This window comes from Flavonifractor sp. An9, assembly GCF_002161245.1.
Taxonomy (GTDB): Bacteria; Bacillota; Clostridia; order Oscillospirales; family Oscillospiraceae; genus Flavonifractor; species Flavonifractor avicola.
This window is the reverse complement of record NZ_NFHC01000001.1, coordinates 147,794-161,019: the sequence shown is the minus strand read 5'-3', so window position 1 is coordinate 161,019 and position 13,226 is coordinate 147,794. Positions and strand designations below refer to the sequence as shown.

Annotated in this window: 10 protein-coding genes; 8 read left to right on the top strand and 2 right to left on the bottom strand. The window is 61.8% G+C overall.

What is annotated here, in order from left to right:
- Positions 1-78: 78 nt before the first annotated feature.
- From B5G40_RS00825 to B5G40_RS00815, 3 genes are all read left to right on the top strand, one after another.
- Positions 79-1,989, top strand: coding sequence for an FUSC family protein (locus tag B5G40_RS00825; RefSeq protein ID WP_242959100.1), 1,911 nt, complete (start codon positions 79-81; stop codon positions 1,987-1,989).
- A gap of 107 nt (positions 1,990-2,096) precedes the next feature.
- Positions 2,097-2,561, top strand: a complete 465-nt coding sequence (locus tag B5G40_RS00820; RefSeq protein ID WP_087269443.1) for a sigma-70 family RNA polymerase sigma factor — start codon at positions 2,097-2,099, stop codon at positions 2,559-2,561.
- A gap of 3 nt (positions 2,562-2,564) precedes the next feature.
- A complete protein-coding gene (locus B5G40_RS00815) occupies positions 2,565-4,034 on the top strand; it encodes a DUF4179 domain-containing protein (RefSeq protein WP_087398456.1) in 1,470 nt (489 codons plus the stop codon).
- Here B5G40_RS00815 and B5G40_RS00810 read toward each other — a convergent pair.
- Both B5G40_RS00810 and recG read right to left on the bottom strand, forming a co-directional pair.
- Entirely contained in the window at positions 3,925-4,302 is a 378-nt protein-coding gene (locus tag B5G40_RS00810) for a C-GCAxxG-C-C family protein (RefSeq protein ID WP_242959099.1), read from the bottom strand. The two genes, B5G40_RS00815 and B5G40_RS00810, sit on opposite strands and share 110 nt — an antisense overlap.
- A 32-nt stretch (positions 4,303-4,334) precedes the next feature.
- Positions 4,335-6,422, bottom strand: a complete 2,088-nt coding sequence (recG, locus tag B5G40_RS00805; RefSeq protein WP_087398454.1) for an ATP-dependent DNA helicase RecG — start codon at positions 6,420-6,422, stop codon at positions 4,335-4,337.
- Positions 6,423-6,853: 431 nt separating this feature from the next.
- Between recG and B5G40_RS00800 the strand changes: the two genes are divergently transcribed.
- From B5G40_RS00800 to B5G40_RS00780, 5 genes are all read left to right on the top strand, one after another.
- The gene (locus tag B5G40_RS00800; protein WP_087398453.1) at positions 6,854-10,282 is read left to right on the top strand and encodes a pyruvate carboxylase; all 3,429 of its coding nucleotides are present in this window, start codon (positions 6,854-6,856) and stop codon (positions 10,280-10,282) included.
- A 68-nt stretch (positions 10,283-10,350) separates the two neighbouring features.
- Positions 10,351-11,307, top strand: a complete 957-nt coding sequence (locus B5G40_RS00795) for a D-2-hydroxyacid dehydrogenase (RefSeq protein WP_087330745.1) — start codon at positions 10,351-10,353, stop codon at positions 11,305-11,307.
- Between the two features lie 85 nt (positions 11,308-11,392).
- On the top strand, positions 11,393-11,737 hold the full coding sequence (locus B5G40_RS00790) for a PadR family transcriptional regulator (RefSeq protein WP_087398452.1): 345 nt from the start codon (positions 11,393-11,395) through the stop codon (positions 11,735-11,737).
- The gene (locus tag B5G40_RS00785; protein WP_242959098.1) at positions 11,674-12,576 is read left to right on the top strand and encodes a permease prefix domain 1-containing protein; all 903 of its coding nucleotides are present in this window, start codon (positions 11,674-11,676) and stop codon (positions 12,574-12,576) included. The genes B5G40_RS00790 and B5G40_RS00785 overlap by 64 nt, the downstream gene beginning before the upstream one ends.
- Position 12,577: 1 nt before the next feature.
- Entirely contained in the window at positions 12,578-13,222 is a 645-nt protein-coding gene (locus B5G40_RS00780; protein ID WP_087398450.1) for a DUF5044 domain-containing protein, read from the top strand.
- Positions 13,223-13,226 lie beyond the last annotated feature (4 nt).

Genomic DNA, 13,226 nt, shown 5'->3' with positions numbered 1-13,226 from the left:
CTTCGCCCCCTTGCGCTTACCGACAGGTTACCTCTATAATGTTAGATAAGCAATCAATCTCGACTGGGGGTATCTGTTGTGGCCGCGGGTTCCGGCATCAGGGGCTTTCCGGCGCTGTTCTGGCGCCGGTGGAAGGGGGCCTTTTCCACCATTTTGTTCTACGTGGTCCAGTTCCTGCTGGTAACTTGGATCTTCGGCAGCACCTACGCCATGGTGGTCTCCTGCTCCACCACCCTGTTTCAGCTCCGCCGGAAGGAGGCCAACCGGCTGGAGGACTACGCGGCCATGTGCCTCATGTCCCTGCTGCTGTGCCTGCTGGCCTTTGCCGCCGCCCTCAATGTGTGGCTGTGCGCCATCCTGAATTTCGCCGTACCCTTCTTCCTGGTGTTCTGGAAGTGCAGCCAGTTCACCCCCAAGGGACACATGGGCTACGCCATGACCTTCGTCTTTCTGGAGCTGCGTCCACCCACGCTGGAGCAGCTGCCCATTCAGCTGGAGGCGGTGGGCTTCTGCTGCGTACTGCTGGTGATCGCTCTGCTCATCAACGCCAAGGTGACCCACATCACCAGTGACCCGGCGGGGCAGATTTCCGCCAGCCTGCTGCGGCTGGCCGATCTATTGGACGGACTGGCTGACGGCGGCGACGACAAGGCCGCCGGCAAGGAACTCTACGACCTGGCCCGCAGCTTCCACCGGAAGGGCTATGACCGGCGGCACCTGCTCCACCTGCCTGACCGGCAGAAGCGGTGCTATCATCTGCTGGCCCTGCTGTTTCAGCGGGCCTCCTATCTGGTCACCGACGGTCCCTCCTGGCAGGACGCCAAGAACACCCCGGCTTTCCCCCATACCATGCACACCCTGGCAGAGGTGGTGCGGCAGCTGCAAAGCGCCTGGGAGCCCGCCGCCCGGCAGCGGCTGGCCGCCCGCATTCAGGCCCTGCTTGACGATACTAATCTGCCCCAGGGCCGCCTGCGCATCTTCTACCGCAGCGTACTCCACACCCTGCTGCTCCTGTGCCGGGAGTCCTTCCACGCCCAGCACGACCCCTTTTTCCGCAAGGTGCCCTGGCGGGCGGCCTGGAGCAGCCTGTGCCAGCGGTTCTCCCCCGCCCGGTTTGAGTTTCGCTTCGCTCTGCGTCTTGCGGTGGTTATGACCATCAGCACCACCGTCAGCTTCCTGTGGGAGTTTGAGCACACCTACTGGTTCCCTCTCCATGCCTTCCTGCTCCTCCAGCCCAGCTATGAGGAGAGCGCCCACCGGATGGTCACCCGCCCCGTGGGCACAGCCATCGGCTGTGTCATTGTCCATCTGGTGTATCCCTGGCTGCCCGGCCTACCAGGTATCTTTGTGTTCTCCCTCATTATGATCTCCCTGATGTACTGCTGTACCCCAGGCACCTGGGTCCATCCCATTTTCTCCACCTCCTTTGCTCTCACCATGGCCACTTTAACGGTACAGGAGACCGAAGCCATCGGCCTGCGGCTCATGTATCTGGGTATGGCAGTGGCGCTGGTGCTGGTGGTCAACACCTTCCTGCTGCCCAACCGGAAGGAACCCCAGTTCCGCCGGAACTTCCAGGAGCTCTACCGACTCCAGGCCTACTACTGGGAGGTCATCCGCCGCAGCCTCCGCCAACCGGTGGACCCCGCCCTGTTCAGCGAGCTGCTCTCCCAGTTCCATATGGTCTATCATGAAGCTGCCCAGTACACTGACCGTCAGCCCCCGGAGGAGGCCGAATACCACCGGAAACGGCTGGTGATCCTGTGGAATATGTTCTCCGAGCTGGAGCAGACAGAAGGCCTCATCCAGTCAGGGGCCGTCACTCCGGAGGAGCAGACCGCCCTGGACAGCGTAGCCGCCGCCCTTGGCGCCCGGATCTGTCCCCTCACCGATCTGAACGGCGTCCCGGTGGAGACGCTGCCCCAAGGGGAATTGTGCTATGTGGTCCGCCGCTATATGGAAAACGTCCAGACCCTTGCAAACGCATAACAACAGCCGCGCCGCAGAAACAATTTGCGGCGCGGCTGATTTTTTCGCACCACGCAATGAAAAGGGCCCGCCAAATACTCTAATAGGCAGAAAGGGGGGCGCCACCCTTGACCGAACAGGAATTTGCGACCCGTACCGAGGCACTTAAGGCCAGACTGTACCGCACCGCCTATCTCTATCTGGGCAGCGAGGCCTATGCCCTGGACGCGGTAGACGAGGCCATCTATCTGGGGCTGCTGCATCATAAGCGGCTGCGCCAGCCGGAACACTTCAATACCTGGCTCACCCGCATTCTCATCAACGCCTGCAACGCTGAACTCCGACGCCGCAAGCGGGAGCTGGCGGTGGAGGAGCTGCCCGAGACCGCAGCGGAGACCTATGACAATCTGCCGCTGAAGGAGGCCATCCGCCGCCTGCCTCGGGATTTGCGGGCAGTCATCATCCTGCGCTACTTCCAGGGTCTCACCCTGGCGGAGACAGCGGAGGCCCTGGAGATCCCAACCGGCACCGTCTCCACCCGGCAGCGCAAAGCCCTGTCCCTGCTGAAACTGGAATTAAGCGAGGAGGCTTGAACCATGGACCGTATGGAAGAATACCGTCTGCTCCTGGATGAGCTGGAGCAGACGCCCTCCGGGCTGGAGTCCGCTCTGCCCCGGGCCAGAGCCAGATGCCGGCGGCGCCGGCTGAGCCGCTGGATCGCTGCCCCCGCCGGCAGTGTGGCCGCCATGTTCGCCGTCTTTGTGCTGCTGGTCAACCTGGTAACCCCCTTCGCCCTGGCCTGCTCCAACATCCCCATCCTGAAGGAGCTTACCGCCGCCGTGGCCTTTTCTCCCAGCCTGAAGGCCGCCATTGAGCACGAATATGTCCAGCGGGTGGTGCAGAGCCAGACCGACGGCGACGTGACCATGAAGGTGGAATATCTTATTGTGGACCAAAAGCAGGTCAATGTCTTCTTCTCCCTGAGCAGTGACCGCTATTCCCAGCTGGACGGCTCCGGGGATATCCGAATGGCCGACGGCCAGCAAGCCCATGCCAGCCTCTCCTTCCCCCAGACCCCCAGCGATCCGAAGGAGCTGCGACGGATCTCCATCGACTTTCAGGAGGAGGACGTACCCGATACCCTGATCCTGGACTATAAGGTGTGGGCGGCGGACGACACCGAAGCTGCTGTTCCGTCGGAAGATTCCGGCCTGTGGAACGATCCGCCCGGTGATCCCGATGCGGTGGCCAACTTCTCCTTCACCCTGCAGTTCGACCCCAACTTTACCAGCCAGGGCAGTCAGATCACCCTGGACCAACCCTTTACCCTGGACGGCCAACAGCTGAAAGTAGTGGGGCTGGAGATCTACCCCACCCACGTCCGGGTGGACATCCAGGAGGACGAGGCCAACACCGTTCAAATCAACAGCCTGACCTGCTGGCTGGAGGACGACAAGGGCGTGCGCTATGACCGGCCTCAGGGGCTGATCGCCCACGGCGATGGCGGCACCCCCCGGGTCACCTCCTACCGCTTTGAGAGCAGCTATTTTGAGGATGCCCAGCACCTGACCCTTCACATCGAAGGAGCCATCTGGCAGGACAAAGAGGAACACTGGGTCACGGTAGATCTGACCACTGGCCGGACTGATCCTCTGCCCGACGGCATCACTCTGGCTCGAATTGAGGAAATCGACGACATCCCCACCCTCACCTTCCGGGCTCCTACCCTGGCAGACGGTATGGTGTTCCGCCAGGTGGTAGGCCCCATCTACCGCGCTCCCGACGGAAGCGAGCACCACTTCAGTATGGCATCCCATACCATCGCCAGAGATGAGGACGGGACGGAGCTGGAGGGCATTTTTGAAGAGTCTGTTCCCCTGAAAGATTATCTCTTTGACCAGGTGGAACTGGAGATCCTGGATTACCACACCTCCACTTTGGACACTCCCATCACGCTTACTTCCGCTCCAGCTGCTCCTCCAGCAGTTCCACCGCCTCATACACCATCCGGTCGCAGTGGCACTTGCGCTCTTCGCCCCGCTCCTCCGCCAGGCGCAGTAGAGTAGCACAGTCCAGGGCCTGGTTATGCTCCCGGAACCGGCGCATCAGGTCCAGGGCGGCGTTGCTGTCGGCCCCCGCCATACCCAGGGCCATCAGGGCCCCGGTTACCGCGCCGCAGGTGGCGCCGTGCTTCATACCGGCACCAAAGTGGGCTCCCAGTTGGTAGGCTGCCTCCTTGGTCAGTCCGCACTGGTCGGCAAAGGGCACCAGCACCGACTGGCAGCAGTTGAAGTGGATATCGGTTCGGGCCCGCAGGCCCTTGGTCTCTTCCATACGGTCCATAAAACAGTTTCTGTCCTTTTCTCTTAGTTAAATACGTCCCCCTGCTCGGCAAAAAGACGTTTCACCCGCCCCAGCAGTCCGGCGTGCTCCGGCAGAGTCAGGCCGGGATCGGAGCGGAGCAGTTCCTCGGCGGCAGTCTGTGCCTCCTTCAGCACCCGCATATCCCCCGCCAGATCGGCAATACCCAGCTGAGGCAAGCCGTGCTGCCGGGAGCCGAAAAAGTCGCCGGGGCCACGGAGGCGCAGATCCTCCTCCGCGATTTTAAACCCATCGTTGGTTTTTGACAAGACCCTCAGCCGCTCCCGGCTGTCCTGGCTGCGGGTGGAGGTCACCAGCACGCAGTAGGACTGGTGCTTGCCACGGCCCACCCGGCCCCGCAGCTGGTGGAGCTGGGAAAGGCCGAAGCGGTCGGCGTTCTCCACGATCATCAGGGCGGCGTTAGGCACGTCCACCCCCACCTCGATGACGGTGGTGGATACCAGCACATCCAGTTTCCCGGCGGCAAAAGCAGTCATAACCGCGTCCTTCTCCTTGCTCTTCATCTTGCCGTGGACCAGCCCCACCCGCAGGTCGGGAAAGACCTGGGTCTGGAGGGTCTGGGCATAGGTAACGGCGGCCTTCAGGTCAGCCGCCGGGCCGCCGGGACCCGGCTCCTCTCCGTCAGCCTCTCCTTCCTCTACAGCAGGGCAGACCATATAGACCTGACGGCCCTCTCCCACCAGCTTGCGGACAAAATTGTACATCCGCTGCCGCTTGTCCTCCCCCACCACATAGGTCTCCACCGGGGAACGACCGGGGGGCAATTCATCCACCACCGACACATCCAGATCGCCGTAGATGATGAGGGCCAGGGTGCGGGGAATGGGGGTGGCCGACATGACCAGCACGTGGGGCGTGCCGTTAGCCTTGGCCGCCAGGGCTGCCCGCTGGCCTACGCCAAAGCGGTGCTGCTCGTCGGTGACCACCAGCCCCAGCTTTGCAAAGGTCACTCCCTCGCTCAAAAGAGCGTGGGTGCCGATGGCCAGATCCAGCTCGCCGCTCTCCAGGGCGGCATACACCGTCTTGCGGGCCTTACCCTTCACCGCGCCGGTGAGCAGCCCCACCCGCAACCCGGCCTGCTCCAGCAAAGGGGCCAGGGAGCGATAGTGCTGCTCGGCTAACAGCTCGGTGGGAGCCATCAGGGCACACTGATACCCGTTTTTTGCCGCCAGCCAGGCCCCGTAGGCCGCCAGCATGGTCTTACCCGAGCCCACGTCGCCCTGGACCAGCCGGTTCATGGGAGCGCCGGAGGTGAGATCCGCAGTCATCTCCCCAATCACCCGCCGCTGTGCCCCGGTGAGAGAGAAGGGGAGCAGATTTAGAAAATCCTCCTCTGGGAACTGTTCAAAGGGCAGCCCTGCCGCCTTGTCCCGGCGGGTACGCAGCAGAGCCATGCCGCAGGTGAGATAGAACAGCTCCTCGAAAATGAGCCGCCGTCGGGCCACCGCCAGGGCATCCTCATCGGCAGGGAAGTGGACATTGCGGACGGCAAACTCGGCCTCGGCCAGCTGGTGGGCCTGCCGCAGATTGTGGGGCAGACTCTCCTCCACCTGGGCGGCACACTCCTCCACACACCGGAGGGTGAGCCCCGCCAGCAGGTTGTTGGACACCCCGTGGGTCAGGGAATATACCGGCAAAATGCGGCCGGTGAAGCGCACCCGATCCACCCGCTCGCACACCGGGTTGGTCATCTGCCGCCGGGCGCCCTCACCTTCCACCTTGCCGAAACAGACGTAAGTTTCCCCCGTCCGCAGGGCATCCTTCAAATAGGCCTGGTTAAAAAAGGTGGCAGTGAGGCTGCCGGTGTCGTCCACCAGGCGCACCTTCACCAGCTCCAGTCCCTTTCGGATACGGGAGAGCCGAGGCGGCTCGGCCACCATCAGAGTGAGGCATACCGGCACATCCGCCGGCACCGAGGCAATGGAGGCGCTCTTCCGCCGGTCCTCATAGTCCCGGGGATAGTAGCCCAGCAAATCACCCACGGTAGTCAGCCCCAGACGTGCCAGAGCTTTGGCCCGGGCTGGTCCCACCCCAGGCAGGGCCTCCACGCCGGTCTTTAATGTCAGCGACATGATCTCACCTCTTTTGCATCATTCTATACCATTTTTGCATAAAAAGTTTCCAGGCTTCCATTTTCGGAAGGAAAGATAGTGTGAAAGGAAACCATCAGGGTGTCCTTTCGCGTCCAGTCAAAACTTTTTAAAACTTCTCAGAAGTTTTAAAAAGGCACTCAGTTTGTCGAAACCGCTTTTCGACAAACTGAGTGTAGCATATTTCCTATTTCCCGACAAGCGGCCGGGAAGATTCCTGTAGTTCCCGCCAAGATTTGCAATTTTAAAGAAAAATGATTGCAAATACTTTAGCGTATAAGATATAATGTCACTACTGGTATAATATCATAGGGAATATGCCCGGAAAGGACCGGGCCCTCAGCCCCGGGCACGAAGGAGTGACCGGGGATTGCTTGCACAGTAAGAGATTTTTGTTAGAAAGGACGGACAGCATGGCGGAATGTAAGTTCAACAAGGTCCTGGTGGCAAACCGGGGCGAAATCGCCATCCGGGTATTCCGGGCCTGCTACGATCTGGGCCTGCACACGGTGGCCATGTATTCCAACGAGGACACCTTCGCCCTTTTCCGCACCAAGGCGGACGAGGCCTATCTCATCGGCGAAAACAAGTCCCCCCTGGGGGCCTATCTGGACATCCCCTCCATCATTGACCTGGCCAAGCGCCGCAACGTGGACGCCATCCACCCCGGCTACGGCTTCCTGAGTGAGAATGCCGACTTTGCCAAGGCCTGCGAGGATGCCGGCATCACCTTCATCGGCCCCTCCTCCAAGATTCTGGCTCAGATGGGCGACAAACTGACTGCCAAGGCCATTGCCAAGGCCTGCAATGTGCCCACCATCCCCGGCTCCTCTGAACCTCTGAAAAGCGGAGAAGAGGCCCTGGAGAAGGCCATCTCCTACGGTTTCCCCATCATTCTGAAGGCAGCCGGCGGCGGTGGCGGCCGCGGTATGCGCCGCTGCGACAAACCGGAGGAGGTCATCCCTGCCTTCAATCTGGTGAAGAGCGAGGCCAAGAAGGCTTTCGGCAACGAGGACATCTTCATTGAGAAGTACCTGGTGGAGCCCAAGCACATCGAGGTACAGATCCTGGGCGACAAGCACGGCAATGTGGTACACCTGGGTGAGCGCGACTGTTCCCTCCAGCGCCGCTATCAGAAGGTGGTGGAGTTCGCCCCCGCCTTCAGCGTGCCCGAAGCTACCCGCCAGAAGCTGTATGAGGATGCCGTCAAGGTGGCCAAGCACGTGGGCTATGTCTCCGCCGGCACCGTGGAGTTCCTGGTAGATAAAGAGGGCAACCACTATTTCATCGAGATGAACCCCCGTATCCAGGTGGAGCACACCGTCACCGAGATGGTCACCGGCGTAGACCTGGTGCGGGCCCAGATCCTCATTGCCGAGGGTCACCCCCTGTCTACCCCGGAGATCGGCATCCCCTCTCAGGATGCCGTCCACATGAACGGCTATGCCCTTCAGTGCCGGGTGACCACCGAGGACCCGGCCAACAACTTCGCCCCCGACACCGGCAAGATCACCGCCTACCGCTCCGGCGGCGGCTTCGGCGTCCGTCTGGACGGCGGCAACGCCTACACCGGCGCTGAGATCTCTCCCTACTATGACTCTCTGCTGGTAAAGGTCACCTCCTGGGACAACACCTTTGAGGGTGTGTGCCGCAAGGCCATGCGTGCCATCAGCGAGGAGCACGTCCGCGGCGTCAAAACCAACATCCCCTTCGTCACCAACATCCTGGCCCATCCCACCTTCCGGGCCGGCCAGTGCCATACCAAGTTCATCGATGAGACCCCCGAGCTCTTCGATATCGACACCGGACGGGACCGTGCCACCAAGATCCTCAAATATATCGCCCAGATCCAGGTGGACTCCCCCTCTGCCGAGCGTCCTCAGCATGACATTCCCCGTTTCCCGCCCTACGAGAACACCCCGCCCAAGTGTACCGGCCTGAAGCAGCTGCTGGACAGCAAGGGCCCCGAGGCGGTGCGGGACTGGGTGCTGGACCAGAAGAAGCTGCTCATCACCGACACCACCATGCGGGACGCCCATCAGTCCCTGCTGTCCACCCGGGTGCGTACCCGGGATATGCTGAAGGCCTCCGAGGGCACCGCCGAAATCCTCAACGATTGCTTCTCCCTGGAGATGTGGGGCGGCGCCACCTTCGACGTGGCCTACCGGTTCCTTCACGAGTCTCCCTGGGAGCGTCTGCGGCTGCTGCGGGAGAAGATCCCCAACATCCCCTTCCAGATGCTGCTGCGGGGCGCCAACGCCGTGGGTTACACCAACTACCCCGACAACCTGATCCGCGCCTTTATCAAGGAGGCCGCCATCGGCGGCATTGATGTGTTCCGCATCTTTGACTCCCTGAACTGGATCCCCGGCATGGAAGTGGCCATGGACGAGGTCCTCAAGCAGGGCAAGCTGTGCGAGGCCACCATCTGCTACACCGGCGACATCCTGGATCCCAAACGGGATAAGTACACCCTGGAGTACTACGTCAACATGGCCAAGGAGCTGGAGAAGCGTGGTGCACACCTGCTGTGCATCAAGGATATGTCCGGCCTGCTGAAACCCTACGCCGCCAAGAAGCTGGTGTCCACCCTGAAGCAGGAGATCGGCCTGCCCATCCACCTGCACACTCATGACACCTCCGGCAACCAGGTGGCCGCCTATCTGATGGCCGCCGAGGCCGGCGTGGACATTGTGGACTGCGCCATCGACTCCATGTCCTCCATGACCAGCCAGCCCTCCATGAACGCGGTGGTGGCCGCCCTCCACGGCCAGGAGCGGGACACCGGCCTGGACAGCGACAAGCTGCAGAAGCTGTCCGACTACTGGGCCGACGTGCGCCTGCGCTACAGCAAGTTTGAGGCGGGCATCAAGAACCCCTCCACCGACATCTACCGCTACGAGATGCCTGGCGGCCAGTACACCAACCTGAAGAGCCAGGTGGAGAGCATTGGTCTGGGCCACCAGTTCGAGGCGGTCAAGGAGATGTACAAGACCGTCAACCATATGCTGGGCGACATCGTGAAGGTGACCCCCTCCTCCAAGATGGTGGGCGACCTGGCCATCTTTATGGTGCAGAACGACCTAACTCCCGAGAATATCGTGGAGCGGGGCGAGGCCCTCACCTTCCCCGACTCCGTGGTCAGCTACTTCAAGGGCATGATGGGTCAGCCCGCCTGGGGCTTCCCCGAGGATCTGCAGAAGGTGGTCCTCAAGGGCGAGAAGCCCATCACCTGCCGCCCCGGCGAGCTGCTGGAGCCCATCGACTTTGAGAAGGCCCGGGAAGAGGTCCGCAAGTTCTATCCCGACGCTTCCGACCACAACGTCATCTCCTGGTGCCTCTATCCCAAGGTGGTGGAGGACTTCTACCGTCACCGTCAGGAGTACGGTTATATCATGCGCATGGGCAGCCATGTGTTCTTCAACGGCATGGCCCTGGGCGAGACCAACAAGATCAACATCGAGGACGGCAAGACCCTGGTCATCAAGTATATGGGTCTGGGCGACCTGAACGAGGACGGCACCCGCAACGTGCAGTTCGAGCTCAACGGTATGCGCCGCGAGGTGGCCGTGCCCGACAAGAGCGCCACCGCCCAGGCCCGCAAGGTCAATCTGGCCGATCCCTCCGACAAGAGCCAGGTGGGCGCCTCTATCCCCGGCATGGTGTCCAAGGTAAACGTCAAACCCGGCGACAAGGTGGAGGAGAACCAGGTCCTGGCCGTCATTGAGGCCATGAAGATGGAGACCTCCGTGGTGGCCCGCATGGCGGGTACCGTGGACGAGGTACTCATCAAGGAAGGCGGCTCCGTCAAGGCCGGCGAGCTGCTCATTACCATTAAGTAATTGCTTAAGAGGGCTGGTTTTCCAACCAGCCCTCTTTTCTACATTATCCATATCTGGAGGCTTATCCTATGGAAACCATTCTCCACCTGCTCCCCCTCACCCCGGAAGATCAGGACCGCTTCCGTACCGCCGCTCCCAACGAGGAGCACCTCTTTCTCCCCACCAGTGACCGCCGGGGGGCGGCAGCCATCCCCCAGGACTGGCGGGAACGCACCACCATCCTTATGGGTTTCGTTCCCCCGGCAGATCTCAAAACCTTCCCCCGGCTGAAATGGGTCCAGAGCTGGAACGCTGGTGTGGACCCCTATCTGGTCCCCGGCGTCCTGCCCGAGGGGGTGGTGCTCACCTGCGCCGCCGGAGCCTACGGCCCCGCCGTCTCCGAGCATCTGCTGGCCATGCTGCTGGCCATCTACAAGAGGCTGCCCGCCTACCGGGATCAGCAAAACACCCGCACCTGGGCCGATTTAGGCCACGTCCACTCCCCGCGGGGGCAGACCGTTCTGGTGGGGGGTACCGGCGACATTGGCCGCCACTTTGCCCGTCTGTGCCGGGCTTTCGGGGCCAAAACCGTCATGGGCCTCCACCGCTCCGACGCTTCCGTGGAGGACTTCGACCAGACTTTCCCCCTGTCCGCCATCGACTGCCTGCTTCCCCAGGCCGATGTGGTGGCCCTGGTCCTCCCCCACAACGGGGATACCGCCGGACTCATGGACCGTCGCCGTCTGCTGCTGATGAAGTCCGATGCCGTGCTTCTCAACGCCGGCCGGGGCTCTGCCATCGACTGTGCCGCCCTGGCGGAAGTCCTGTCCCAGGAGCATCTGCTGGGGGCGGGACTGGACGTCACCGACCCGGAACCTCTTCCTCCGGACCACCCTCTCTGGAGCGCTCCCCGGGCCCTCATCACCCCCCACACCGCCGGAGGCTACAACCATATGCAGGTCACCCTGGATCAGCTTCAGGCCCTGTTTTTGGACAATCTGGACCGCTTTTTGTCTGGCCGGCCCCTTCGCAGCCGCATGAAATAAAACCTCTGTTGACATACCTCGGGTTTCTAGGTATAATATACCTAGAAACCCGAGGTATTGTTTTTGATCTGAAAGGAGGTTTCCCATGAAAGCGGATAAATCCCTGCTGTCTGGCAGCACCACCCTGCTGGTACTCTCTCTCCTGTCCGGAGAGGACAAGTACGGCTACCAGATGATCGCCGAGCTGGAGGCCAAGAGCGACAACACCTTCTCCATGAAGGAGGGCACCCTCTACCCCATTCTCCACACCCTGGAGAAGGATGGAGCGGTGCAGTCCTACGAGAAGGAGGCCCCCACCGGCCGCACCCGAAAGTATTATCACATTACAAAAAAGGGCTTTCGGCTGCTGGATGAGAAGAAGAAGGAGTGGACCACCTTCTCCCAGGCGGTGAACGCGGTGCTGGCCGGGTCTGCCCCGGCCATGGCCTGATGGACGCCCCCGCAGCGGCCCGGCCCACCATCGAGCAGTTCTGCGGCAAGGTATGCTCCTTTGTCCGCTTCTCCCCCGACCACGCCGCCATTTCCGCAGAACTGACCGCCCACCTGGAGGACCACCGGGACGCCCTGCTGGAGGCCAACCCCGGCATGACTCTGTGGGACGCCGAGTCGGAGGCCGTCCGGGGCATGGGGGACCCGGAAGAACTGGGCCACTGGCTGAACCAGATCCACAACCCCCGGCTTGGCTGGTTTCAGGTCTGGTTCCGCCGGGTGGTGTGGACTCTGGCGGCCCTCATTCTGCTCTTTACTCTGCCCCAAGCAAAGGAGACGGTTACCAACCTGACCGCGCCCCCCAGTTACGACGGCGTGGGGATGGGCTATCTGCTGGAGCATTACGACCAGTACGACGTGGTGGCCGATTTCACCCCCGGGGCTGTCTGGCAGTATGAGGGCTACACCTTTTCCATCCAGCGGGCGGTTGTCACACACTCGGAGACCAGCGTATACCGTGACGAGGCCCTGCATCTGAGCTATCTGCTGAAGGTGACCCACTCCAACCCCTGGCAGCGGGGGCCGGAATTCCGGGAATGGCTGTGGGCGGAGGACGATCTGGGCAACCGCTACCCCTCCAGAGGTGAGCAGATGCTGTACCAGCTGCCCACCTCCGCCGGGGATTCCTCCGGCAATCCATCCGCCGTCTATCCCTTCGCCTCCTACTATGATCTGTGGGTGGGCGGTATCCATCCAGAGGCAACCTCCATCACCCTCCACTTTGACCGGTTCGGGGAGAACGCCATCTCTCTGACCCTGCCGCTGAAAGGAGGGACTTGACATGGCCAGATCCTTTGTCACCCCCGCCCAGCGCAAGCGCCGCATCTTCCGGGACATTCTGCTGCTGGCCGTTGTCCTGGTGGTGCTGATACTCCGGCTGGACTTTCCCATCCTCACCGCCGAACAGGCCCTGGAGGCCACCCAGGACCGCTATTTCTTCGGCCCCGGGGAGGTCATCACTACCCTGGACTATTCCCGGGAGGCCAACAAAGTCAAGATCGGCCAGTACGACCGCTACTACATTCTCCGCCACGGGGACTGGTACGCCTGGTGCGGCGTCAACCACTACGGCCTGTTCTGGCAGACCGGCGGCCTGGACGCTGTGGAGAACGATCCGGACCTGCCTCTGGTACCTCTGGTGGTCAGCGACTGGAACAGCGGAGCTGTGCTGGTGATCTCCAACGACCCAGAGATCACCCAGGTGGAGATCACGTTCCCCATTTCTGCTGAAACAAAGCAGGGCTACACCCTGCTCTCCGCCAGCCAGACCGAGAGTACAGAGAACTGCTTCCTGATCCTCTATACATCAGGTCCCGGCTTCGTCTTTCCGGAGGACCTCCAGGTCAAGGGCTACGACGCCGCCGGAGCCCTGCTCTACCAGTCACCCAAACCGGAATCCTGGGCCACCCGTTATGAATTGAGGTGAGTGT